The sequence below is a fragment of the Hahella ganghwensis DSM 17046 genome, from assembly GCF_000376785.1.
In the GTDB taxonomy this organism is placed as follows: Bacteria; Pseudomonadota; Gammaproteobacteria; order Pseudomonadales; family Oleiphilaceae; genus Hahella; species Hahella ganghwensis.
In genome coordinates, this window is record NZ_AQXX01000132.1 from 102882 (window position 1) to 126446 (window position 23565).

Annotated in this window: 25 protein-coding genes and 1 pseudogene; 19 read left to right on the forward strand and 7 right to left on the reverse strand. The window is 49.0% G+C overall.

Annotated features, from left to right (window positions below):
* Window positions 1–143: 143 nt before the first annotated feature.
* Entirely contained in the window at window positions 144–752 is a 609-nt protein-coding gene (locus F566_RS0122240) for a hypothetical protein (protein WP_020409244.1), read from the forward strand.
* A gap of 438 nt (window positions 753–1190) precedes the next feature.
* Here F566_RS0122240 and F566_RS0122250 read toward each other — a convergent pair whose 3' ends face one another.
* On the reverse strand, window positions 1191–1799 hold the full coding sequence (locus F566_RS0122250; protein ID WP_020409246.1) for a peptidoglycan recognition protein family protein: 609 nt from the start codon (window positions 1797–1799) through the stop codon (window positions 1191–1193).
* A gap of 279 nt (window positions 1800–2078) precedes the next feature.
* Between F566_RS0122250 and F566_RS0122255 the strand changes: the two genes are divergently transcribed.
* The 5 genes from F566_RS0122255 (at window position 2079) to F566_RS0122275 (ending at window position 6030) form a co-directional block, all read left to right on the forward strand.
* Complete coding sequence (locus F566_RS0122255; RefSeq protein ID WP_020409247.1) at window positions 2079–2510, forward strand: DUF6174 domain-containing protein; 432 nt, start codon at window positions 2079–2081, stop codon at window positions 2508–2510.
* 17 nt (window positions 2511–2527) lie between these two features.
* Entirely contained in the window at window positions 2528–2803 is a 276-nt protein-coding gene (locus F566_RS0122260; RefSeq protein WP_020409248.1) for a hypothetical protein, read from the forward strand.
* Window positions 2804–3208: 405 nt separating this feature from the next.
* Window positions 3209–4534 carry an autotransporter family protein gene (locus F566_RS0122265; protein WP_020409249.1) on the forward strand — a complete coding sequence of 442 codons (1326 nt, stop codon included), beginning with the start codon at window positions 3209–3211 and terminating at the stop codon, window positions 4532–4534.
* Entirely contained in the window at window positions 4521–4784 is a 264-nt protein-coding gene (locus F566_RS0122270) for a hypothetical protein (protein WP_020409250.1), read from the forward strand. The genes F566_RS0122265 and F566_RS0122270 overlap by 14 nt, the downstream gene beginning before the upstream one ends.
* Window positions 4785–4815: 31 nt before the next feature.
* Window positions 4816–6030, forward strand: coding sequence for a Calx-beta domain-containing protein (locus F566_RS0122275; RefSeq protein ID WP_020409251.1), 1215 nt, complete (start codon window positions 4816–4818; stop codon window positions 6028–6030).
* Between the two features lie 78 nt (window positions 6031–6108).
* Here the strand turns inward: F566_RS0122275 and F566_RS0122280 are convergent, their stop codons facing one another.
* Together F566_RS0122280 and F566_RS0122285 are read right to left on the reverse strand one after the other, a co-directional pair.
* Entirely contained in the window at window positions 6109–7377 is a 1269-nt protein-coding gene (locus F566_RS0122280) for an esterase-like activity of phytase family protein (RefSeq protein ID WP_020409252.1), read from the reverse strand.
* Between the two features lie 212 nt (window positions 7378–7589).
* Window positions 7590–8069 (reverse strand): GNAT family N-acetyltransferase, encoded by a 480-nt coding sequence (locus tag F566_RS0122285; RefSeq protein ID WP_020409253.1) that lies wholly within the window; start codon window positions 8067–8069, stop codon window positions 7590–7592.
* A gap of 219 nt (window positions 8070–8288) precedes the next feature.
* On the opposite strand from F566_RS0122285, the gene F566_RS0122290 reads away from it, so the two are divergent.
* The gene (locus F566_RS0122290; protein WP_020409254.1) at window positions 8289–9179 is read left to right on the forward strand and encodes a DMT family transporter; all 891 of its coding nucleotides are present in this window, start codon (window positions 8289–8291) and stop codon (window positions 9177–9179) included.
* Between the two features lie 19 nt (window positions 9180–9198).
* Here the strand turns inward: F566_RS0122290 and F566_RS0122295 are convergent, their stop codons facing one another.
* Window positions 9199–10302, reverse strand: coding sequence for a PLP-dependent cysteine synthase family protein (locus F566_RS0122295; protein ID WP_020409255.1), 1104 nt, complete (start codon window positions 10300–10302; stop codon window positions 9199–9201).
* Between the two features lie 200 nt (window positions 10303–10502).
* On the opposite strand from F566_RS0122295, the gene F566_RS0122300 reads away from it, so the two are divergent.
* Together F566_RS0122300 and F566_RS0122305 are read left to right on the forward strand one after the other, a co-directional pair.
* Window positions 10503–12149, forward strand: coding sequence for a M48 family metallopeptidase (locus F566_RS0122300; RefSeq protein WP_020409256.1), 1647 nt, complete (start codon window positions 10503–10505; stop codon window positions 12147–12149).
* 13 nt (window positions 12150–12162) lie between these two features.
* Complete coding sequence (locus tag F566_RS0122305) at window positions 12163–12981, forward strand: hypothetical protein (RefSeq protein ID WP_020409257.1); 819 nt, start codon at window positions 12163–12165, stop codon at window positions 12979–12981.
* 73 nt (window positions 12982–13054) lie between these two features.
* Here F566_RS0122305 and F566_RS0122310 read toward each other — a convergent pair whose 3' ends face one another.
* Window positions 13055–13342, reverse strand: coding sequence for a DUF1330 domain-containing protein (locus F566_RS0122310; protein ID WP_020409258.1), 288 nt, complete (start codon window positions 13340–13342; stop codon window positions 13055–13057).
* A 233-nt stretch (window positions 13343–13575) separates the two neighbouring features.
* Here F566_RS0122310 and F566_RS34980 point away from each other — a divergent pair, with 233 nt between their 5' ends.
* The 4 genes from F566_RS34980 (at window position 13576) to F566_RS0122325 (ending at window position 15647) form a co-directional block, all read left to right on the forward strand.
* Window positions 13576–13992, forward strand: a complete 417-nt coding sequence (locus tag F566_RS34980) for a MarC family protein (protein ID WP_342662567.1) — start codon at window positions 13576–13578, stop codon at window positions 13990–13992.
* Window positions 13979–14182, forward strand: coding sequence for a MarC family protein (locus F566_RS38085; protein WP_342662568.1), 204 nt, complete (start codon window positions 13979–13981; stop codon window positions 14180–14182). The genes F566_RS34980 and F566_RS38085 overlap by 14 nt, the downstream gene beginning before the upstream one ends.
* A 93-nt stretch (window positions 14183–14275) precedes the next feature.
* A complete protein-coding gene (locus F566_RS0122320; RefSeq protein ID WP_020409259.1) occupies window positions 14276–14650 on the forward strand; it encodes an MAPEG family protein in 375 nt (124 codons plus the stop codon).
* A gap of 34 nt (window positions 14651–14684) precedes the next feature.
* Window positions 14685–15647: a LysR family transcriptional regulator gene (locus F566_RS0122325; protein WP_020409260.1), complete on the forward strand. Its 963-nt coding sequence runs from the start codon at window positions 14685–14687 to the stop codon at window positions 15645–15647.
* Window positions 15648–15664: 17 nt separating this feature from the next.
* On the opposite strand, the gene F566_RS0122330 is transcribed toward F566_RS0122325, so the two are convergent.
* On the reverse strand, window positions 15665–16798 hold the full coding sequence (locus tag F566_RS0122330; RefSeq protein ID WP_020409261.1) for a sterol desaturase family protein: 1134 nt from the start codon (window positions 16796–16798) through the stop codon (window positions 15665–15667).
* Window positions 16799–17085: 287 nt separating this feature from the next.
* On the opposite strand from F566_RS0122330, the gene creD reads away from it, so the two are divergent.
* Window positions 17086–18486: a cell envelope integrity protein CreD gene (gene creD / locus F566_RS0122335; RefSeq protein ID WP_020409262.1), complete on the forward strand. Its 1401-nt coding sequence runs from the start codon at window positions 17086–17088 to the stop codon at window positions 18484–18486.
* A 99-nt stretch (window positions 18487–18585) separates the two neighbouring features.
* On the opposite strand, the gene pdxR is transcribed toward creD, so the two are convergent.
* Entirely contained in the window at window positions 18586–20046 is a 1461-nt protein-coding gene (pdxR, locus tag F566_RS0122340; RefSeq protein ID WP_020409263.1) for a MocR-like pyridoxine biosynthesis transcription factor PdxR, read from the reverse strand.
* A gap of 97 nt (window positions 20047–20143) precedes the next feature.
* Between pdxR and F566_RS0122345 the strand changes: the two genes are divergently transcribed.
* From F566_RS0122345 to F566_RS0122365, 5 genes and pseudogenes are all read left to right on the forward strand, one after another.
* Window positions 20144–20758 (forward strand): pyridoxamine 5'-phosphate oxidase family protein, encoded by a 615-nt coding sequence (locus F566_RS0122345; RefSeq protein WP_020409264.1) that lies wholly within the window; start codon window positions 20144–20146, stop codon window positions 20756–20758.
* 124 nt (window positions 20759–20882) lie between these two features.
* Window positions 20883–22028 carry an HD domain-containing phosphohydrolase gene (locus F566_RS0122350; protein WP_020409265.1) on the forward strand — a complete coding sequence of 382 codons (1146 nt, stop codon included), beginning with the start codon at window positions 20883–20885 and terminating at the stop codon, window positions 22026–22028.
* Entirely contained in the window at window positions 22013–22231 is a 219-nt protein-coding gene (locus tag F566_RS0122355) for a hypothetical protein (protein ID WP_020409266.1), read from the forward strand. Before F566_RS0122350 ends, F566_RS0122355 begins: the two co-directional genes overlap by 16 nt.
* A gap of 101 nt (window positions 22232–22332) precedes the next feature.
* Window positions 22333–23290, forward strand: a pseudogene (locus F566_RS34985) (aminotransferase class V-fold PLP-dependent enzyme); the annotation flags it as partial.
* Between the two features lie 82 nt (window positions 23291–23372).
* A partial coding sequence (locus F566_RS0122365) for a transposase (protein ID WP_020407319.1) occupies window positions 23373–23565 on the forward strand: 193 nt, incomplete at its 3' end.

A 23565-nucleotide genomic window follows, 5' to 3' on the forward strand; every position in this document is an offset into this window, starting at 1 on the left:
ACTTTTTTACTGAGCGACAATCGGGTGGCAGCTATTCTGTAGATACGATTCTGTTCCTGGTAGCGACATGTCAGGCTGCGGCACAGGCTGTGAACGAATCGTTGGTTGAAGCAGTTCATTCAAATCTACAGGGAGATGCAACGATGAAACGACATCAGGAAAACGTTCTTGAAGGCTGTTTGCCATTAAAGTCATACACCAATAAAAACACCACCCGGAAGCATCGCCTGCTGAATATTGCAGGCGTGGTTTTGGCTTCTGCTCTGACGGCTGGAACGGCAATGGCTGCCTCGCCATGGACTTCCGTTGGGTCAGCAGGCGTTGTGGACGAAGCAGATCTCAGCGAGTTTTACATGAGCGCTGGCTTTGCCGGTATTCTCCTGTCGGCCCCAGCCAATGCCACCGTCACCCTCCGCTATAACGTGACTGCCACAGCAGATCTGGAAAACGGTGGCGTCAATAAACGCCTGAGTGCGCGTTTCAGGGATAATGGCCCAGGCGCAAGAGTCAGATTGTATTTAAGGGAGTACAACTTCCTGACCGGTGTCACCAATACCTTGTTGACACTGGATAGCGACGCGGTTGCACCCAGCGGTTCTTTTCAAACCCATACCGTGAGCGATGGCTGCTACTCCACCAGCTTTAACTTTTCCCGCAATGCCTATTATGTTGAAGCGATACTAAGCCGGACGACTGCGTCAGGTATTCCAAACCTGGCTATTATTCGGGTTGAGGATGTGGATGTTTGTTAGAGAGGTATGCTGCGGGTTTGTGGAATGTGAGTATTAATACAAACCCGCTTTTTATAAGTTTGGGATCTCTACTATTTAAAGGTCTCACCACACTCTGAGCAGCCATATAACAAGACCTCCTCACCACAGAAAATCTTAGCCGTTCCTCCAGCCCTGATTTCCCACCGGCAGGATTGCTCATTCATATGCCCTGTCCCTTGAACATAACATGGCAGGTAAGAATAATCGTTATGTAGTTGATCAACGGAAATTAGCTGAGCCTGGTCGAAATATGCTTGAGCTTGTACAAGGCTAAGCCGGAAATCGCTACAAAACTCTTGGGTGTTACTGTCTGTGCCACTGCTGTTGACACTTGTGATGAAGAATGTGTCTTTCTGTCCCAGGTTGGCACAGGCTGACAGTAGGAATACTGTGACTAAAGTAAGGTGCTTCATCTGTTCACCAGGATGCTGAGCTGGCTTCTGAAGCCATTTTGTAGGAAATCTCAGGATGTCTGTAAACATCGGCTGTCGTGATGCTGAAGTGATTTGCCAATTCTGCTACCAGCCACTGAAGTGATGAATTCTGTATGGCAGAAACGGCTTCATAGGTTTTGGCCTTAACATTGTAGTTTCCAACGATTTCAATCCCCAGAGAATCTTCATTTATTGGATATCTGTCCGGATAGGACTTTGCTTTTTCGCTGCTGTGTAATTCTGAAACGCGGGCGGGGTAGCTTTTACTTTTATTAAAGAGAATTTTAGTTACCGTTTGCAGCTGGGCTTTTGAGCAAACCTTAAGTTCATAGCATTTCGACCGAACTTTACCTACGTGGTAAGTCTTTTTGTCCAAATGAGCGGTTTGAAATATGTTGCCAGCTTTATCAATTAGAAAGTGGGCACCATGGCCGCCTTTCGCATAGGAGTTGAAGGTGTGTTGAGCAGTAAGAGCTCCTGTTTGGTGTATAACGAGAGCATCAACTTTCTTGAGAATGCCCTTTTCAATTCCAGAATAGATTTTTTGAGTAACCCGTTTGTCTGTCAATATCCCTGCCTTTACAGCTGACATAGCTTCAACTCCCTGCACATCATTCCGTTAACAAACCATCTGGCATTCGTAATGATAGTAGTGTTCTGGAGTTAGAATAATCAATAGATTATGGAGACTAATCCACCTTATAACTATAGAAAATGAAGTTCAGCAGCACTCACAAAAAATTTATGTTGAATACTTGAGAAATGAAGCTCCAGCAAATATTTTGGAAAAGAAGATAACATTTCCCATATTCTGATGGTGCATTGAAACTGGCGCGGTTTATTGTGTTCTATACAAGGAAGACGTAATACTTTGAAGTCCATTATCTCGTTGTTGATAACTGTCATCTTGCTTGCCGGATGTTCCCGATCATTGGATTCAAAGATTGAAGATATGGTGGCGGCCAAGAACCAATGGCAGGAAGTATCTTATGGCAGAGCCTATAGATTCGATCTGGAAACCCAAATCGGCCCGTCGCGTGTTAGTCGGAGTTATGAGGCGATGCCCGGCAGGGATTCGTTGTCTCAGGCAGATGAGGTTACCTCGATTAAAGCGTTGTTTAATGCTGCGTTCGACTCTCTCAAGGATTCCGAATCAGAAGTCGACGTGAAATATGATGAGCAGTATGGCTACCCAGTGGAAGTTAGCATAACGAAACCCAATCGGGTTGATGCTAATATGACGATTACTGTTAAAGCTCTGATGTTTGTTGAAGATGCGTCAATGTCAACAGCAGAGAAATAGAACCAAGGAGTATTGCTGTGGATACCTTGAGATATGTATTGGCTGTCTGCCTCTTTTGTATTTCCTGCTACCTGGTTTTCGACCTTTTCATGTCCGGGTTTAATCTCTTTGTCCTGATTGGTGCGATTACGGGCTTTATTCTGACTCACTTTATCAAGCCCAGGCACAGCCAGCATGATGGAGATTTTATCGATATCCTGGATCTGATTATCGATTTACCCTTCAAATCAATTGCTCTAGTGCTGAGATCATTGGGGTCACTGTTTGGTCGCGGTGGTCTGGATTTAGACTAATCGCCTTCCCCCCGATGGAATCGTAGATTACAGGCCTGCCATTTGGCCTATTTCCCCCAAATTCTCTTCAAGATAAAATGCCACCTTCTTGCATGAAGCATAGCTTTGTTGATCAGGAAAGATCGCTGATAAGAACATAAATATTTAAATCAAACTATACCGCCTACTGTTGTTAGCAGCCGCTTCTTTCAAGTTGAGAATGAGGCCTGACAGCGTCTTTAAATTGCCAGACTCGGCCGTCGAATATACCAATTAACAAAGGACGGGTTCGGTATCAATCCAAGTACCAAAGACTGGTTTCTTTGAAACTTGCTAGAACTTTAAAAAATAGAAATTACAGGCAGCGAGATAGTTGCCAAATGAAACAAACAAAGAGATAACCCTACAAAAAAGCAAGGATAACTGATGATCCAGAAAGACTTTTTGCATACTTTCCGTTGGCTCGCGCCGGTGGGGGTCATGCTGTTATCACCATTCACTTTGGCTGCGGCTCCGGTTGCTGTGGATGATAGCCGAACGGTTCCGGTGAATAGAGATATAACGATTGATGTCCTTCGAAATGACTTTGATCCCGATGGTGACAGTATCTTTATTGATAGCAGTACTTCTCCTTCCCATGGAACCATCACGGTTAATGGAGATGGCTCAATTAAATACTCTCCGGATGAAAACTACATCGGAACCGACTCCTTTACATACACCCTGGTCGCTTCCGACGAAGAAGTTAGCGAAACTTCGGCCACTGTCAGTATCAATGTGGCCGATACCGTTGTGACCCCTCATACTGCTGGACGTAATGACCGAAGTGTCGCCAGTGCACTGGATGATATGTGCATAAGGCTGACTTCCGCTCGGGAGGATGAGCTGTCTGCGGGTAGCCTGAAAACGCGGGAGCGTTGTGAAGCTCTGCTGGAACTGAGCGCTACAGATCCTGACCGTATTGATGGAATCGTCAATAAAATTGGACCTGAAGAGACTGTTGCGCTGATGCGGAGTAACTCCGGGGCAACAGCCAATCAAAGCAGTGCGGTTGATCAACGTACAGCTCAATTGGTACGCGGCATCAACCGGTTTTCCATTAATGGTATTGCCATGAATGAGCCATTGACCGGAGGTGCTGCCGGAGATGATTCTCCTTCGCGCCTTGGATTTTTCGCGACAATTCTTCATGAAGGGGCCGAAAAGGATACTTCCGACCTGGAGAGTGGATTCGACTATGACGCCAACGGCCTCGCAGTTGGAGCGGATTACCGTGTCAGCCAGGACCTGGTCGCAGGTGGGGCTGTAGGCTGGACCCAAAATGACTTGGAGTACAGTGATGATGGTGGTGAAGTAGAGAGCGATATTCTTAACTTGATTGCTTACCTGACCTACCAAACCGGAAACCTCAGCCTGACCGGCCAACTGGGGTATGGCACCAGTAAATATGACAGCAAGCGCCATATTCAATATGAGGAGCCGACCAGCACACTTGATGTCACTGCAATAGGAGAAACCAGTGGGGATCAGCTCTACTTTAGTGCCTCCGCTGAATATCTCTGGTCCCATGAGGCTCTTACATTATATCCCTATGCCAGGGCAGCATATCTGCATAGCAGTATCGATGGCTATACAGAAAACGAATCCGAAGGATGGGAAGTAGAACTGGGCGAGCAGGAAATGGATCAGCTCACTTTGAGTCTGGGAGTGCAGGCTCAGCTACGAATGGGGGGTCTTAATGCCAACCGCTGATATCGCGCTGATAAGTGAAGCCTTTGCTGATCAAGGTAATGTCATTGGCCGTTTTGCTTTCGATACGGATCCCAATAATACCTTTGAGATTGAAGCTGACGAAGAGGATCAGTTTTTCTATCAGGCTGGAATCGGGGTGGTATCCGTGTTTACCAGCGGTCTGTCTACTTTTGTTGAAGCTCGTATGACCGGTGGATATAGGAATGACTCTGCATATCAACTGCTGACAGGTCTGCGCTATGAACTGTAATCGGGGAACTCAAAAAGGGAGGATTGATACGATGTCACAAATGATGCGATTAATGGCAGCGGGTCTGGCTCTGTTGCTGGGGATATTGGCTGTGGGGGGTTGTAGTCAATCAAGCAGCTCATTGGATTCAGATAGATATGAGTCGGAAACCAGTGGCGGCACATCAAATGAGCAGAACCAGGGCAATGAAGGTGAAGTAAGCAGTCTTCAGGCACTGGCTGTGGCACCTGTCCGTGGAGCTGAATATATCAGCGTGGATGCTGGCCGGGATCAGGTTGCTGACCCGAATGTTGTAATGTTCCTAAATGGAGAAGCTGCTTCCTCCATGGACGATATTGTGGCGGTATACTGGAATCAGCTGAAGGGGCCTGAAGTTACCATTGCGAATCCTGCGTCCCTTACTCCAGCATTTATCACGCCTGATATTGATGGCTCAGACATGTTGAAATTTCGACTGACCGTTCAGGATGCTTCCGGGAATATCAACTATGACACCCTTACTGTCAGAATTGAGCCGCTATCACGGTTGGTGACGGTTGTTGGGGTAGTCGTTGAAGAAAGTGAAGACTATGCACTGTTCCAGATTCGTTTGTCGCCGGCCCAACCCACAGACTTTATCGTTGATTTTAATACAGTAAACGGGACGTCTATAGACAGTATCGATTACGAAGAAACTTTTGGGACAGTTACCTTTGCTCCCGGAGAGACGCTTAAGGAAGTTCGGGTTCCGATATTGTCGGACGAAACCGGAGAGGGGATCGAAACTTTCGGGCTGGATGTCAGCTATAGCGTCGATGGTGAACCCTATGTTGCACAGGGAACTGCGTTGATATTTGACGGAACGGATTTAGGGGAAAATCCATCGCAGGATGGACTGGAAGGAGGCTCTGGTATTGTCCGGATAAACCTGGAGTGGCCGTCCGATGCAATTGACCTGGATATCCACGTGTATGATCCCTGCGGAAATCATATTTATTATGGGAACAGAACGGCTGTTTGTAATGAACTCACCGGCCAGTTGGATGTTGATAATGTTGATGCCGATGTCACTGAAGCTGTTGAGAATATTTTTTGGGATGAGTCGGCCCCATTGGGTAACTACAGGGTTGTTCTGGATCATTTTAACGGTACTGCCAGTCCATATGTTGTCAGGATTTTTTATGGCAATAACAGCCAGGAATTCTCCGGCAGCATTGGACCTGACGACGAGATCACTATTCTGGAGTTCGATTATCAGGGTAACTAGTGGGCAAAAAGGCGCGGTAGATCCGCGCCTTTTCTATAGGGGAATAATTCTATAACGCGAAGTTAGAGCGGCAATGTATTATAACAGCGGCTTATTTAACTTAAACGTATACAACGTATTGGCATCCACTTCATTGGTGGCTTTCAATACCTTCTGAATCACAGTGCCTTCCTTGTCAGCAGTCACGGCAAAGTCATCGTCGTTGATGACCCCAATTTCCCAGGCGCTGCGAACCCATAAACCTTCCAGTTTGTCATGAGGATAATTCAGGTCTGCCAGCACATCGGCAACGAGTTCCTTTGTTACTGGTGTGATTCCGGCCAGGGCAAGATCGTCCCAAGAGGATTGTTCTAGAGTTTTATTGCCAATCAGTAAACCCGTTGGAGCGGAGAAATCGCCGTTGACATCGGTTGCCGCAGTTAAGTCAATTCGATAAAGCCGCTTATACTCGGCCTTATCACCCAAGAAGCCACCATCCCTTTCAATTACTAGAAATTCATGGTCATTAATGGCCGCAATTTCCGAGTTGGAAAGATTGTCCGCATCTTGGTGGTACAGATATTGTTTTGTCAGTCCGCTTGCAATATCAAAGGTGACGATGCGGGTCAGCGTTTTATTACTGATCTCTTGTTTGGACGGATTAAACATCGTGGATTGCATGATGCCAACCAGTGTTTTTTCATCCGGGGTGATGGCCAATCCTTCCATGCCACGATTTGCCCGTCGATTTGCGAATACGGCGGGAAGCTTACGGTGCCCGGTACCACTGCCGAAGGGATTGATGCGTTCCAGTTCCACTCCCTTTGCGGAGTAGTGAACGATATGGGGACCGTATTCATCGCTAACCCAGAAGGTGCCGTCTTTCATGGCGACCAGGCCTTCTGAATCCAGTCCATAGGGATCCAGGTTGAGTACCTTTCCATGGTTGTCGTAAGGCACTTCACCGGTGGAGCCCATACCCTCGGGGTTAGGGAGCCCGGTGATAGGCCGACCGTCAGGAGCCTGTAGCAGAATGGTTCTAACGATATGTATAGAGCCGTCGCTATTCAGTTTAACTTCGGCAATTCGGGGAGTGTAATCGGGTGCGGAAAATTTCTTGCCTTTACCTTCTTTGCCAGTGAAATTTGCGTTGGGACCCCGATCAGTCAATAGATAGAAATGATCAGGCATCGTGGGGTGCGCGGTCATGGCCGATCCGTAACCACCGTTGCGAACCTCCGTGCCGTTATCCAGTTTTGTGATCACTGAATAAGATAACGAACTGGCGTCGAAATCACTGGCTAATAGATTTCCGGCAGAAACACAGATTGTCATAGCCAGGAGCTTTTTTAGTCCGGGGAGTTTCATAACCTGTTGTCCCAATGATGTTTGAAGGCATCCTATTGTTAATACAGCAACATGAAGAAACCATGACAGGACAGGAAGGCCATAACATCCGGATAGATGTTGGCCTAATCATAGTGCGATAAGTAATGCGAGGGAGTGATAAGTCGCAGAGTGAAACTGGGAGGTGATTCGGGGGAGAACCGGAACTCCCTAGAGCTCCGGTTTTAAGAACGTCAGTTGAGAAGCAGGCGGAGTCTGGGGCCGATCGCCGCAAACCCGTAGTCCTCATAGAAGCTGAATGTGTTGTCCCAGCGTGAACCTGCTGGAGCTCCCAGTTCCAGTCTCTCCCAACCCTGGGAACTGGCATAGCGGGAAGCCGCTGCCAATAGCCCTTGGCCAATACCCAGCTTGCGATGGTCCCTGGTCACGTAAAGCTCGGAGATTTCTCCGAACTCTCCGCCGGCATACAGGGCTGCACAACGATGCAGGGTGATTAGCCCAACGGGAATGCCATCTTCTTCTGCGATGAAAGCGACAATTCTGTGGCCATCAAGCAAAGTCTGGGCTGTGTTGGTGAGTTTGGTCTGGTCAATCTGTTCCTGGCCATGAAGGTCCAGTTCCGAGTAGAGTTGTGCGGCAAGTTCCGCTACAGTGCCGGCATCTTTTGTGGATGCGGTTCTGATTTTTATTTCTGTTAGAGTGGTCGAAGCCATAGCTCTCGTTGCCTCGATTATTGGTGTTAGTTCAGGATCAGTTAGAACTGATTTCTTTTCGTTATTGCAATTTATTTTTTGTCAGAAAGAACTGTATACCATAGCCAGAAGCGCAGGTGTAGCCTAACCGGCGCAAAAATTTCGGCTGTCGGACAATCGATTGCGGCTGCGATATGAGGTTGCCGTAACGTAAAGCGTCTCAGATTTTCAGAGGTATTTGTGCCCATCTCCCCTTCCCTAAAAGCTGACCTCATCCTTGTCCTGGTAACGTCACTGGCGGCTGCTGGCTGGATATTTTCCAAAGAGGCATTGATGGGATTACCGCCACTACTGTTCATCGGCACAAGGTTTTTTGGGGCGGGCGTTATTCTGGTTCTGACAGGGAAAACCCGGCTGAACTCATTGGACTCGAAGCAGCAAAAAGCTGCACTGCTCTCCGGTTTAGCCTTCTCTGCCGCATTATGTGTCTGGATTTTCGGCTTACAGTATACCCGCCATTTAGGGGTTGGGGCTTTTATCACCAGTCTTGCAGTGGTGTTGATTCCGGTTGTGGCTTATTTTCTCTACGGTGAGCGGCCGACCCGAAACAGTTGGCTGGCATTGCCAATTGCCTTGGCTGGACTGGCTTTGTTGACCCTGAAAAACGGTTTGCATCTGGATAACGGACATCTGTTCTTCCTGGCGGCGACATTGATTTTCTCTTTCCAGTTCACCTACACCTCCCAGATTGTCAGGCGAATGTCTCCCATTGCTCTAACCTCGATACAACTATTGACCGTTGGCGTTGTCGCGTTTGGACTGTCAGTGATATTTGAGGACTGGCCCGATGAAGTGGCTACTGAAATCTGGTGGTGGCTGTTTGCCAGTACGGTCATTGCCACCTGTATGCGTTTCTTCTTTCAGATATATGCCCAAAGTCTTGCCTCAGCCAGTCATGCTGCCGTTATCATGATTCTGGAGCCTGTTTTGACGACGCTTCTTGCGGCGATTTGGTTTGGCGAAATCATGTCGCTGTCACAAGCGTTGGGCTGTGGATTAATATTTGCTGCTCTGTTGGTGGCGCGATGGAAATTCGTGCGGGAGATGCTGAGCGGCGTTTTACGCCGCTAGCAGGAGTCTGGCGCCTATATCAGTCACAAATATTACGGAGCTTTTCAAGGAAGGGTTCCAGGTCAAGCCCTTGGCGGGCCACCCACTGATCATCGTAATAACTGTCCAGATACCGCTCTCCACTGTCGCAGATCAGGCTGACAACACTGCCGGTTGTTCCTGCCTGCTGCATTTCCTGCATTACTTGTAATGCGCCATAAACATTGGTCCCTGTTGATCCGCCGCATTTACGGCCAAGAATACTCTCCAGCCAGCGAATTGTGGCAATAGACGCGGCATCGGGAATCTGTAACATGCGATCGATGACATCAGGCTGGAATGATGGCTCGACTCGTGGACGTCCGATTCCTTCAATTCTGGAGCCCTTGTCGCTGGCGGTTGAAGGGTCACGGCTCTGGAAATAAGGGAAGAAAACGGAATTCTCCGGATCCACGACACACAGGCGGGTACGGTGGTAGTACTCTGGATTGAGTCTTATATAACGTCCGATAGTGGCAGAAGTGCCGCCGGTCCCTGCACTCATGATGATCCAGTCCGGCACCGGATGTGGCTCCTTGCGCATCTGTTGAAAAATACTTTCAGCGATATTGTTGTTACCACGCCAGTCAGTAGCTCTCTCAGCATAAGTAAACTGGTCCATATAATGCCCATTGAGCTCATTGGCAAGGCGGGTGGCCTCGGTATAGATATCCTTGCCGGGAACCTTATGACATTCCCCTCCGTAAAAACGTATTTTATCCAGCTTTTCCTTGGCCGTGGTTTCAGGCACTACTGCAATAAAGCGCAGGTTCAGCAGGCGAGCAAAGTAGGCTTCGGAAATCGCGGTGCTTCCTGAGGAAGACTCAACGATCGTCGTTCCCTCGCGGATGTGGCCGTTACATAGCCCATAAAGAAAAAGGGACCGGGCCAGGCGATGTTTCAGACTGCCGGTCGGATGAGTGGATTCATCCTTCAGGTAGAGTGTGATGTCCTCAAAGCAGGGCAGTTCCACCCTGATAAGGTGAGTATCCGAAGATCGGTTGTAATCGGCGTTGATTTTCCTGATAGCTTCACAGACCCAGGATTTATTGATCTCGGCGGCATCAGCATTGGTCGTTGTGGGGGATAAGGTGTTTTTGTTCATTAAGTGGCCGGAATTTTTGTTAGAGGTTGGCCGTTCATCTTACCCCAAGGCCTTCCGGGAGGGGAATGATGGTAAACCACCATGGCATTGGATACATTCCGGATCGGAAAGACCGTGAATAAAAGCGGTTACGAAATGACGCTTGAAAAAAGATGATAATCCATCTAGTTTTGCGTTTTCTATCGATTCTGGGAGCAAAAATGGAAGGGAATTCTGTCCATCATTACTTTGTTCGTAGCGCCGGACCTTTGGACCAGGACCCGGACTTAGTGAAAGACAGTCTTGTTCGACATCTGAATGTAACGGAAGATCAGGCCAAAAAAATTGTTGCCCAACCGGTAACGCTTAAAAAACGTTTAACCGAGGAGCAGGCCCGGCGCTATGTGAAAGTGCTTGGGAAACTTGGTCTAGTGGCTGAGATGCATCCTCACACGGCTGCAGCTGATGTTTCGCCTTTGGAGGGCCCCAAGCCCAAAGGGAAACCAGACATTCGCCAGCAACGGGCAGAAACCCAGCATTTGATAGAACTATTTCAGGAGACCTTTCGGGAGCCTATCCATCATCTTCCAGTCACACTGGCGTATAAGCTTGGTTTGATCTCGGTGATGATGATCTGCCTGATCGCCCCTCTCATCTATTTCTCCCTCGTCGTTGGAGCGGTCTATGCCACTTGGTCTTACGTGGCCTACCTACCAACGCTTTTTGCAAATAAAACCCCAAATGCGATTCAGTTCGTGGTTTTTCTCGTGCCCATCCTGATCGGGGTGATTTTCACGCTATTCCTGGCAAAGCCTCTATTTGCCGGTTATGGAAAGCGGTCTTCCCTGCTACTGGACCGAAACAAATATAAGCGATTCTATCGTCTCATCGAGTTACTGGCTGAGCGAATGGCAGTGCCCGCCCCCTCTGCCATTTATGTGAATGAGGCGGTGAATGCCAGTGTTGGACCTGAGAAAGGGTTCAGGAGTTTATTGAAGGGAGAGTTGGTGCTGACAGTGGGATTGCCCCTGGTTGCCGGTATGAACAGTCGTTTGTTCATGGGAATTGTGGCGCATGAGTTTGGGCACATGACCCAGCGCAATGCTCTGTTGGCCAATACCCTGGTGAATCGCGTCAATGCCTGGATGGAACAATGTGCTTTTGGAGAGGATAACTGGGACAGACGCCTGAACAAGTGGTCAGAATATTCCCCGATATTTGCCGCCGATATGGCGATCTTTCTGTGTCGGTACATGATCCGGATGACGCGGGTTCTAATGAAATACCTGTTTCTTTTTAACCTTCGGACGACTCGTTGGATGTCCAGGGAAATGGAATATGATGCTGACCGTTACGAGAGCTTGGTGGCAGGTAGTGACAAGTCCCGTGAAATAGCAGAAACCCTGCGGTTCCTCATGGCGGGAAGGCAATTAAGTGACCAGTTGGCCAGAGCAACCTGGAATGACAACAGGCTGCCGGATAATTTGCCGCAACTTGTAGCGTTAATGACAGAACAGCTAACAGTCGAGCAGAAACAGCATATTTCGGCTCAGATGGAGCAAAGTCAGACCCAGGTATGGGATACCCACCCTGCCGACAATGACCGCATAGCCAAAGCCGAAGAGAATAATTTCAAGGGCATTTGGCTGCATGATTTTCCAGCTTCCCGTTTAATCCCGGATTTTGACGCTCTGTGTAAAACGGTCACGATGAGATGGTATCACCAGGTCGGCCTGAAAGATGTGGAAAAAGCGGTCTCCCCCACGAAAGAGATTCTTCAGCTGGACCAACAGCAGAAGACGGCAGAGATTGCAGTCGGTACTTTCCTGAATGGTATGTACAGCCCTAGAGTGATAGCTTCGCATTAACCCGACAGCGACCTTGACCCTGGAAGAGGCCAGAAACAGCTATCAGGAAAGTCTGAAGAGAATAGAAGCCCAGTTGGAGTTGTTCTGGCAGACAGTGGAAAAATGCCGGGCTGCCCGCCAGGCAATTGGTTACCTGGAAGCCGGTTATGCCATCGATAATGAGGGCTTTGGTCTTTCTGGTGATACTCTGGATGCCGCCCAGGCAAATTATCAGCAGTTCTCGCGGGAACTTAAAGATCTGCAGGCGCGTTTGTCTGAAACCATGGATAAGGTTTTAAGTGATCGTATTGCTGTTGCTGTGGAACTGATGGAGCCAGAATTCAAAGCAAGGGCAGTCCTGCTCAGGCAGACACTAGTGCAGTTTCGGCAGGTCAATAGTATTTGGTTGGACTTGCCTGAGATACTGCGGGTACTGGAAAGTCTTTTGAGAGATCAGGGCCAGGAAGATACTCCGGATGGATTGGATATCGCCATCAACCAGTATGCACAGTATGGAAAAGAGTTACTGATGCAGTTTTCCCACATCGCAAAAGATGTGGAGGTGAACCTGGAAACCCAGGAACGACAGTCTGTGTTGTCCTTTGCCAAGGCTTGGGACGTGGACGTAGAGAGCCTGGAGGGCCTTGGTGCGGTTTCCATTTACCGATTACTGGACGGATGTTATCGGGTTCTGAACTTCGTGTCTTACCGGACCCTGGGAGAACTTGCCGCCCTGTGTATGAAAGTGGAAGCCGCTCATGGCATTAAGAATGAGGCAGATGCCATAGAAAAAGATCATGAAAGGCCAACCTCCAAAGACATGGAACATCAAAATGAGGGTGCCCCGGCCTGATTAAGCGGCTTCCAGATATTTGAGTAGCCTATTGGTGGTGTCTGTAGGGCCTTTAATAATGATGTCTTTGCCACTACTCCTCATAGAGATTGATGGTCATGTCACAGGCTTCGTCTCTCAGCGGAATAAGGGCTTTGTATTGATCTGAAGAGTAAAAGCGTTCAACGGCTGCTAGATCAGGATAACGAAACACCGCGGCAATATGGGGGTTTTCTTCCTTTCCCTTCATTGTGGATGAATAACTTCCCCGTGCCACTACTTCAACACCCGCTTTTTCCATCAGCGGAGCGGCGGCTTTTACATATTGCTGGAATTTATCGTGATCTTTGATATTTGCGTATGAAAAATTCAGTATCGGCATGACTTGTTCCCTTCGATTTCTTGTTTACTGCCACATCAACTTTTGGCATTGCGCCGGCCATAGAAATCATGGCCTATAAGGTGGGCGAACATCAATGATCTGGTGTAAGTACATTTGCCATATACTCTTCCATCGACCAGATTTATAAAGTACGCGCTTTTCCGGGGGACCAGAAGGATGTGACAAGAGTCCGAAAAGCGCCCCAGTCGACTGACCTGAATTTTGGGGGCTTTGTGAGTCTGTTAATTTCTACCTGGATAAAATTCTTCTTTCTGTTTGCGCCCTTCTTTGTGCTTTCCATGTTTCTGACCCTGACTCGGGGTGAAAGCCGGACTAGCCGTAATCAGATCGCACGGAAAGCGCTGATTGCCTCCGTTGCGATCAGTCTCGTGCTTCTTTTCTTTGGCCGTGATCTGTTTGAGGTTCTGGGTATTACTTTGGACTCTTTTCGGATTGGCTCCGGTATTCTGCTCATGATGTCAGCAATCAGCCTGGTGAAGGATGGTACCCGCACCCACGCGACTAATGTGCCACTTGAGGAGAGGGATGATGTTTCCGTGGTTCCACTGGCCGTTCCTTATATCATTGCCCTGCCACTATCGGGACGATTCTGGTATTCGGTGCGGAACTGCAGGGGTGGGATATGGTGATTGGCATCTGCGGACTGCTGTTGGCGCTGGCGTGCCTGGGGGGATTCTGTTTATGGCCAACTTTATTGAGGCACTCCTTGGCCGCACTGGCCTGAATGTGCTCAGTAAGATCACTGGACTGGTGCTGTCTGCGATGGCTGCCCAGATACTGATGGGCGGCGTGATGGGATTTCTTGCGCCCATTCAATAGATTGCCCTTTCCGTGTGCTTTTACGGTTTATTCAGAGTGTTCTAAAGTTTCCAGAGGATTGGCTGGAAATCGAATAAAACCTGGGAGGCTTCCTTGTACTTTACTGCTTATGTCACTGCCGTTCTGGCAATCATTTTAACTGCACTATCCCTGAATGTTTCCCGTCTGAGAATCAAACACAATGTCAGTTACGGCGATGGTGGCGTGAAGCCATTGACGGTGGGTATTCGTGTCCACGGTAATTCGCTGGAGCAATCCCTATTGTTTATATTTTTACTGTTCTTCGTTGAGCAGGCCGGTCTGGTAACCCTAACCCAGGGATTGGGCGTTAGTTTTGTTGTCGTCCGGCTTCTGTATATCTGGGCGTTGCTGGGTAAACAGCACAGATTGCGGCAAGTCTCCCATACGGTAACGTTGGTGATTCAGCTTGTGGCAGCGTTTTCGATTCTTTCGCAGATGGTGGCCTGACCTCTTGTCAGAGATGCCGTACCGGTAGAAGATAATGCTCTATTTGAATCAATACCGGGGAATTTCCATGCTGCGTCTGGATATCAAGCAGCTACGTCTGGTGAAAACCATTGCGGATACAAAAAACATTACTCAAGCCGCAGTCAAGCTGCATGTGTCACAACCTGCACTGAGTAAACAGTTGATGGAGTTGGAAAGTCGACTGGGTTTTGCTTTGTTTCAACGTACTCGCAAGGCCATGCTACTGACTGAACCGGGGCGAAACTTTTATCAGCATGCAGAAAAAATCCTTCGTGATATCCAGAGCATGGAGGAACACCTGTCGAAGTTCAGCAGCGGCAGAACCGGGAGTTTACGCATTAGTATTGACCGGGTTCACCAGAGCCAATGGCTAAGTCCCGTGATGGAGCGATTCAGGAAACTGTATCCGCACATTGATCTTGAAGTCGTACAGGTAAATCGGCTATTGGACAGTCTGGTGGAGCAGCGAATTGATCTTGCGATCCTGGGTGAGGCAATTCCCACGCCTGGGGTGCGTTATGAGCCCTTGAATGAAGATGAGATTATTGCCATTGTTCACGCCGATCATCCGCTCGCTGACAGACCCCATCTTGCTGTGAATGATCTTCAGTCCCAGGACTTTGTATATTATTTCAAACTGGAAGAAAGTTACCTGTATCAGCGGTATCTACAGCCAAATAAGATTTCTCTGGGCCGCTTCCACCGAATCCAGGATCTGGAGGCGCTCGTTACCATGGTGCAGTCAGGTGCCGGAATGAGCATCCTGCCCCGTAATTTGGTCACCAATGCGATCGATAACAAGCGTGTAAAAGAGGTTCAAATTGGTCATCGCGGTTTCCACTTCACCTGGTATGCGGCATTTCAGGATGATGCATCGAAACCCTATCTTCAGGACTTTGTGGACCAGCTCCTTCATTACCTCAATGGTATGGGGGAAGGCAAAACCCATGAAGTTAGTGACCTTCCCCTGGTGTAAGTCTCTCATATCTCCCGTTAGCTGGCAGACTTGCCAAACCAGCCTTTAAACGGGTAAAGAAACTGTCCAATAATGCCGTCTGGAATATCATCGGATACGGTGCCATAGCGGCTGGCCAGTTTTTTCGGCATGTAAGTGGTACGGAACAGCCAGTCATAGAGTGGCAGAAAGCCTGCGTAGTTTTTATCAATAGCGGCGTCTTCGGAGGAATGGTGCCAATGATGAAACTCAGGTGTTGCAATAATCCACCGTAATACAGGGAAGCGGAACCTGACGTTGGCATGAATGAAGATCGCGTGGAAAGAGACAAATACCAGATAGGCGTACACTGCCGAAGGGGCAAAGCCCAGAACAAAGATGGGCAGATATCCGGCAAAACGGTTGGCAAGTATTTCCAGCACATGCAATCGCGAGGATGCGAGCCAGTCCATGTGCTCTGTGGAATGATGCACGGCATGTATTCTCCACAGGGCTGGAATCTCGTGCATAGCCCGGTGAATCCAGTAGGTACCGAAATCAACCACCAGCAGGATTTCAAAAAACTGTAACCAGATTGGCTGGGCGGCAATAACTTTCTGGAATTCCCAGGTGGTGGCCTGATGCAGGAAAACCTGGATGGGGATAATGGTGAAGAAACTAATCAATTGGATGCCCAGGTGACTGAACATGAAGTATTTGATATCCGTCACCCAGCCTTTGCGCAGAACCTTTTGCTCTTTGACTTTGGGGAATGCGCGTTCCAGGGGAATAAACACCAGGGCCAATACCACCAGCGTCAGGATAAAATAATCCAATCCCACGTAAAGGCTCCGGGTATCGATTTCCGGTGCCTCAACACGGCCTGAGCCGATCAAAGCGGCAAGGATGGCGAGTATCATGCCGGTCAGGCCATATTTCATCGACTGGTTTTTCATCATGGCGTAAAGGCCAAAGCCGAAACCAATAGCAATGCTGATTTGGAGGGTGATCCGTAAAACCTCAGCGTTGTAGAAACCACGAAAATCTGGCGTGGTGAACAGGTCAGGGAGCAGAAAACAGAAAGCACCGAAGAGTGACAGAATCCCGATACCGATAGACATGGCAGCGCTGATCTTGCCCTGCCCTGGAGTTAACGCCATATCTTCGTATTTATCCCTTAGTACCTTACTCACAACTTTCTCCTTTCCTACACCAGGTAATTCGATAGCCTAGAAAGCTATCTGCCTGACCGAAATATCTCGGTGGTTCTGAAGCTTCCCCTTAAAGGTGCTTATTGGAGCATTTATCACGTTGCCTGACCACTATTATGATGGAGGTTTAGCTAGGTTCTGCCGGGAGTATCAGTAATTGCACCCTGTCGTCGTTGGTCAGGTGTTCCGCCATTATTTGCCATAATTGGGACCCTGAATTGCCTGCTTTATCTGCTGTAATCGCTTGGGGATAACAGAGGAGAACCCAGGTGAACGAACAAGAAATGACTGTAAAACATCGTCTGCGAGACCGTCTGACAGGATCACCGCTGGTGAAAGCGCTCATGGTGGCTTTTTTGATTCTGTTGCTACAGATACCGGTTGCCCAGGTGGAAGGACTGATATGGGAGCGGGCCAACCGTTATGACAGCGTGGTGGCAGAAATTACTGACAAGTGGGGCGGAGAACAATCTCTCACCGGGCCATTATTGATCATTCCAATTGAGACCAAACTCAAGTCCACGGGTGGAGAGTATTCTTCTGGTTATACCAAGCGACGTCATCTGCTGGTGACACCCTCCACGTTGGATGCCACTGTAAACATGGAAAGTGAGGTTCGTTACCGGGGAATATATGAAGTACCGTTATATCAGGCTAAGGTGGGGTTAAAAGGCCAGTTCAATATGCAGGAAGCGCTGGCCTCATTGCAGCCTCAGGACAGAGTGTTGTGGGAAGAAGCCGTATTGTCTCTGGAAGTTGGGGACGTACGTGCCGTTCAGAGTCCTTTGTCGATGGAATGGAATGGTATGCCGCTGGTACCGCAACCGGGTACGAAGATGAAGCATTCCAACGGTATCCATGCGCGACTGTTGGGTAAGTCGCCTGACGGGTTTGCTGAGGAAATGCCTGAGTTTGAACAGGCTGTTCCCTTCAAAGCAAGTCTGGTGCTGAATGGTAGCCGTGGCCTGTATGTTTCTCCTCTAGGACAGGAAAGCCGTGTGGAAATTACTGGTAACTGGTCCGATCCCAGTTTTCAGGGGGATTGGCTGCCTACCCGACGCAGCATTGACGAAAACGGGTTCTCCAGTGCCTGGAGTATTCCTTTTCTGGCAAAGGGGCTACCCGCTTCCTGGCTGTCAGATCAGCCTTTATGGACCCAGGATACTCTGCCTTCCGTTGGTGTGGCAGCACCCCAATACACAGGGACTTACCAGACGATTGAACGGAGCGTGAAGTATGCGATTCTCTTTCTGACTTGCACGTTTGCATGTCTGTGGTTGTTTGAAATGCTGTCAGGGACACCTATCCATGCCATGCAATATCTTTTTACCGGTTTGACGCTGTGCCTGTTTTACCTGTTGTTCCTGTCTCTGTCTGAACACCTCGGTGTTTGGCTTTCCTGCATCGTGGCCAGTTCCGCTGTTGTCTTTCAGCTTGGCTGGTACTGCAGTTATTTCTCAGGTAATCGATACCGCACCATGGGGCTGGTTGTGATGCTGATTGTGCTATATGGCTATCTGATGTCATTACTGCAGGAGCAGGATTTTGCTTTGCTGTATGGTTCTATCGGTCTATTTTTGTTGTTGGCCATCGGTATGTTTGCAACGCGTCATGTGGATTGGTACAAGCTGTCGGAAGTTCGTTTGAAAGCCAATCAACTGTCCACCTGACAACCAGCCTCCTGACACCTAGCCTTCTGACCCTAGCCTCCTGAACAGGAGGGGAATCACTCGGCAGGCCCGAAACCTGGCCTGCCAGTGTATGCCTGATCATCTTTCGTCCAGCCACTTTCTGATGAGTTCAACACATTGGCGCATCTGGGGGAAAGTGGCACTGGAAAACCCCAGCACCAATCCGGATTCTGGCGGCTGTTGATGCTCAGGATCCTCAAGGAAATGTGCACTGAGAGGGGCACTGCCAAATCCCTGGCTTCTGAGCCATCGGCACAATGCCAGATCGTCAACCTCACCCTGTAACACCAGGTGCATACCGGCGCTTTCGGCCACTGGTGTCAGCACACCTTGCAGAGTGGTCACTACCAAGGACTGGAACCTTTCCCATTTTTCCCGGTAAAGCTGGCGCATGCGACGCAGGTGACGGGCAAACTGGCCATCATGAATAAATTCAGCCAGTGCGGCCTGTACGAACAAGGGTGTTTCGCCGCTGGTAATTCGTTTCATCGCGACGAAGTCATCTACCAGGTACTCCGGAACCACCAGATATCCAATGCGAAGGGAGGGCATCATGGTTTTACTGAAGCTGCCCAGATACAGTACCGGAGGGTTCTCCAGGAGACCTTGCATGGCGGCGATAGGTTTATTGTAGAAATGGAATTCACTGTCGTAGTCGTCTTCAACAACCCAGGTATTGTTGCTGATAGCCCAATTAAGGAGTGTCAGTCGCTGGGACAGATCGAGAATACCGCCCATTGGATACTGATGGGTTGGCGTGCAGTAAAGCAGTTTGGCCGGAGCGGATGTCGTCAGGGAGCTAAAGTCCAGAACATGATTTTTCAGCGGTACAGGCGTCAGCTCGTTGCCATAGCGTCCTAAAGCATAGCGGGAGCCACGATATCCCGGGTTTTCGATTAATACCGAATCGTCAGCCTGTAGAAAGATATCCGCAATCAGCGCCAGGGCCTGCTGAGCCCCATTGGTGACGATGACTTGTTCTGCATGGCAGCGGACTCCGCGCGATGAACGGAGGTACTCCGCAATGGCTTCACGCAATGGGAAATAGCCCTGAACACCGTTGTATCCCATCAGAATTCGCCGATTTTCCTGATGGTGAACCACACGATTCCACTGTCGCAGAGGGAATTCGGCCAGATCAGGCAGCCCAGGCGTGAATGGAAGGTTGTTGTCCAGATCAGAGGTTCTGACCGGATCAATTCGGGGGGAATTGATTTTCGGCTTTGGCAATGAGGTTTGCTGTTGGGCGGTATTTCTCGATTTCTGCAAGGGCCTGATGACGGAAATGATATCCCTGTGTACATAAACTCCCCGGCCACTCTGGGTCTGCAGGAATCCTTCTGCTTTTAGCTGATCATAGACGGCCAGTACTGTATTGCGACTGATATCGAGATCTGCCGCCAATTGCCTGGACGACGGCATTCGGCTGCCTGGCTGAAAGCGTTGATCAATGATTCTCTGGGCCAGCTGCTGATAGAGCTGACCCTGTAGCGGTTGGGAATTATCGATTGTCAGATCTGTGGTTATCGCCTGGGACATAATCAACTGGTTCCATAAAAAATCATCATGTGGATCTTATGATGGTATCAGATATGCCGTTTAATGCATTGTGTTTGATCATGAATGGAGTGACGTCATGCAGTATGAACAGGCTGAAATCAACAAAAGCGAATCAGAGGGTGAGGTCAGTGCCCTATCCTGTTGCCCCCGGAGCAGGGTTCGCAGGGTCGCCAAGAGGGCCTCTTATGACCGTGAATCTGTCTATGCATTAATTGATCGCCTAAAGACCGGTCATATTGCTTTTGTTGAAGATGGCGAACCGCGGTGTATCCCGATCACTTTGTGGCGATACAAAGATGATCTCTTTGTTCACACGCTCAATGGCGGAAGAATGTCGAAGACTCTTGAGAGTGGCGAATTGCTCTGTATTTCGTTCGCGGTGACAAATGAATGGGTTTTAAGCAAGTCCGCATACCATCACAGTGCCAACTACGAATCCGTGGTGCTATACGGCAGGGCGGAGAGGGTTGAATGTAAGGAGATATTCAACGAAGCATTTAAAGCGGTGATAAATCAGATTGAAGAGGGGCGCTGGGAGCAGGTGCGTGAACCCAGCGAGAAAGAGCGCAAAGTAACTGCCCTGTTCAGAATTCCAATCGAAGAAGGCGCCTACAAATCGCGAACTGGCGGTCCAGTGGAAGAGCCGGAGGACATGAAATTGCCGGTTTGGCATGGAACTCTGAGTACCTGAGCGATTTTTCCGCTTGATAACGGGACATCTGGGAGATGTGGTGTACTGATTAGGGCGTGCTAGACTGTCATTAGGACAAAGGAGTTTCTCCACAGGAGAAATATAACAGGATTGCTATGTAACCATGGCTGCTCCCAAGATGAACGCAGGAAGTGCGTCAGCTCCCGACGTTGATGATTTTAATATCAATCAAGTTGACGTGTATGCAGAAAATCTTGCTGCAATGGGTGATAAGTATGGATGCACGGCAGTTGAGGATATCTACAGTGATTTTGGCGTTCTGCTGGTGGCAAAGGGCTCGCCGATCAGCCCTAAAACGGCCGAAAGACTGAGTGGGCATTGCCTACAGAACCCCCTTGATCAGGTGGCCCGCCTGGCGAAACATCTCTCCAGTCGAAGTCTCGTGAAAGCCTTTAATCGGGCGATTGACCTCAATAGTTTGATAAGCAAAGTCTCGATCTGTCTGGATATACCTCCCTTGATCCAGCATTTTTGTCTGGTTAAAGAGTTGCCCAGCGGTCCCATGCAGAAACTATCCGTCATGGCTCATGGATTTCCGAAGCTCTTCGAGCGGACTCTGTGCGGGACAGTGATGGTTGTGGCTGTCGGGAAAAAACTGGGGTGGGACTTGGTCACACTGCAACGACTGTTTTATGCCTCGTTATTTCGTGATCTTGGATTGTTGCACCTGGCTTCCGTCGGCATGAGTTCCCCTCCTCAATACAGTGAAGAGACTTTCTATCACAGCCATATCAGCGCCAGTATTCTGGGGATGGAGAACTTTTTTGATCAGGAGGTCATTCAACTGGTGCACGCCCATCATGAACGCCCTGACGGCAGCAGTTATCCGTTGGGAGAATATGGAGAGGAAGTGTCCCTTCAGTGTTATTGCATCAGCTTCTGCGATCACTTGTGGGGCTTGCTGGATAGTGGCTTTTCCCAATGGCTGATGCCTTATCTGAAAGTTAATTCGGTGGGGCGTGGTGGAGAAGTGGCTGTTGCCATGCAGAGCGTCTGCATTCAATGCGGCGTCGATAAGGAAGAGGTGAAGCTTCAGGAAGACAGGTATGAGTTGATAGATAAGCTCATTCACAAAACACTGGAAATTAACCGCATCTACGCTCATCTGATCGTCATTTATGAAACATTTACCAAGCGGGTTGATTCGAGACTTGAAAGAACGATGCTTGCGATCATTCAGAGTTTTTCAGCTTTGTTCGATCGACAGGATTGGGGGAATCTGAATTTCTGGGGATGCTGGCGACCTTAGAAGAAGACGAAAAAATATCAGACCGTGAGTTGCTTGAACTGGACCTTATTCAGGAGGAGTTTTTCTGGCGGGTGAAACGGTTTCTGTTGCTGGCCCATCGATGGCTGAGTGTAGAAACGGATTGCGATCCTGTTCATGTGGAAATTATTCATTCAATTGATGACATCTGGAAAGCCAATCAGGGAAAAAGTGTAATAGAATAATTTGCCAAGCGGCATACCCGAAAGGCCTGCTTTTGCAGGTTACTTGATTGTCGATTCAGTTAATTCTAAGAAAAATAATAAGTTCCAACAGGAGATGCACCATGTCAGGCCTACTACCCGATGTCGATCCTCAAGGATTGATGGAGTTTTCTGTCGTCTTTACCGACCGTTCTCTTAACCACATGTCGCAGACCTTTCAACAGGTCATGCGGGATATTTCCACCACACTGAAACAAGTTTATAACGCCCAGGGAGTGGCTGTTGTGCCAGGCGGCGGGACCTATGCCATGGAAGCTGTGGCCCGACAATTTGCCACAGCAGGTAAAACTCTGATTATCCGGAATGGCTGGTTCAGTTATCGCTGGACCCAGATACTGGAGATGGGCGGTCTTTCCAGTCACTCAACGGTGCTCAAAGCCCGCAGAGTGGATGATTCTCCTCAAGCACCATTTGCTCCGGCTCCTATTGAGGAGGTTGTTGCGACTATCCGGGCTGAACAGCCGGATGTAGTATTTGCTCCCCATGTTGAGACCTCTGCCGGACTCATTCTGCCAGAAGGCTACATAAAGGCAGTGAGTGATGCTGTACACGAGTATGGTGGTCTATTTGTACTGGACTGTATTGCATCAGGAACAGTCTGGGTGGACATGCAGGCCTGTGGGGTGGATGTACTGATCAGTGCGCCGCAGAAAGGCTGGAGTGCCTCGCCTTGCAGCGGGTTGGTAATGTTCAACCAGCACGCATTGGAAAAGTTGGAAGAAACCACCAGTACCAGTTTTGCCTGTGACTTGAAGAAGTGGCACCAGATCATGGCAGCCTATGAAAACGGCGGCCACGCCTACCATGCCACAATGCCACAATGCCACAATGCCAACCGATGCCTTGAGGCAGTTCCGAGACACCATGATGGAAACCCGGGACTATGGTTTTGCAAAAGTTCGAGATGAGCAACTGGAATTGGGCCGCAGGGTAAGAGACTTACTCGCGTCCAAGGGTATTGTCAGCGTCGCAGCGGATGGCTTTGGTGCTCCAGGAGTAGTGGTCAGCTATACGTCTGATGCGTAAGCGTCCGGTAACCCCATCTTGAGCGCGCTACCAACTGACTGGATAGTGTCCACTTATTTTTTAGTGGACACTTGTTATGATTGTCATAAGCGCACCTCGCTCCTCCAGAAAACGTCGCCAATATTCCGCAGAATTTAAAGCTAAGATTATTGCTGCCTGCCAACAGCCGGGGGTCTCTGTTTCTGCCATCGCTCTGGATAACGGGCTCAATGCCAATCTGGTTCGACGCTGGATCAGCGACGCGAAGAAACTCGGCTCTACCACGTCGG

Excerpts from the sequence above, each read along its gene's own strand:
- F566_RS0122240 (WP_020409244.1), top strand. The coding sequence starts at position 144 with ATGAAACGACATCAGGAAAACGTTCTTGAAGGCTGTTTGCCATTAAAG.
- F566_RS0122250 (WP_020409246.1), bottom strand. The coding sequence starts at position 1,799 with ATGTCAGCTGTAAAGGCAGGGATATTGACAGACAAACGGGTTACTCAA.
- F566_RS0122265 (WP_020409249.1), top strand. The coding sequence starts at position 3,209 with ATGATCCAGAAAGACTTTTTGCATACTTTCCGTTGGCTCGCGCCGGTG.
- F566_RS0122270 (WP_020409250.1), top strand. The coding sequence starts at position 4,521 with ATGCCAACCGCTGATATCGCGCTGATAAGTGAAGCCTTTGCTGATCAA.
- F566_RS0122275 (WP_020409251.1), top strand. The coding sequence starts at position 4,816 with ATGTCACAAATGATGCGATTAATGGCAGCGGGTCTGGCTCTGTTGCTG.
- F566_RS0122280 (WP_020409252.1), bottom strand. The coding sequence starts at position 7,377 with ATGAAACTCCCCGGACTAAAAAAGCTCCTGGCTATGACAATCTGTGTT.
- F566_RS0122285 (WP_020409253.1), bottom strand. The coding sequence starts at position 8,069 with ATGGCTTCGACCACTCTAACAGAAATAAAAATCAGAACCGCATCCACA.
- F566_RS0122295 (WP_020409255.1), bottom strand. The coding sequence starts at position 10,302 with ATGAACAAAAACACCTTATCCCCCACAACGACCAATGCTGATGCCGCC.
- F566_RS0122300 (WP_020409256.1), top strand. The coding sequence starts at position 10,503 with ATGGAAGGGAATTCTGTCCATCATTACTTTGTTCGTAGCGCCGGACCT.
- F566_RS0122310 (WP_020409258.1), bottom strand. The coding sequence starts at position 13,342 with ATGCCGATACTGAATTTTTCATACGCAAATATCAAAGATCACGATAAA.
- F566_RS0122325 (WP_020409260.1), top strand. The coding sequence starts at position 14,685 with ATGCTCTATTTGAATCAATACCGGGGAATTTCCATGCTGCGTCTGGAT.
- pdxR (WP_020409263.1), bottom strand. The coding sequence starts at position 20,046 with ATGTCCCAGGCGATAACCACAGATCTGACAATCGATAATTCCCAACCG.
- F566_RS0122345 (WP_020409264.1), top strand. The coding sequence starts at position 20,144 with ATGCAGTATGAACAGGCTGAAATCAACAAAAGCGAATCAGAGGGTGAG.
- F566_RS0122350 (WP_020409265.1), top strand. The coding sequence starts at position 20,883 with ATGGCTGCTCCCAAGATGAACGCAGGAAGTGCGTCAGCTCCCGACGTT.
- F566_RS0122355 (WP_020409266.1), top strand. The coding sequence starts at position 22,013 with ATGCTGGCGACCTTAGAAGAAGACGAAAAAATATCAGACCGTGAGTTG.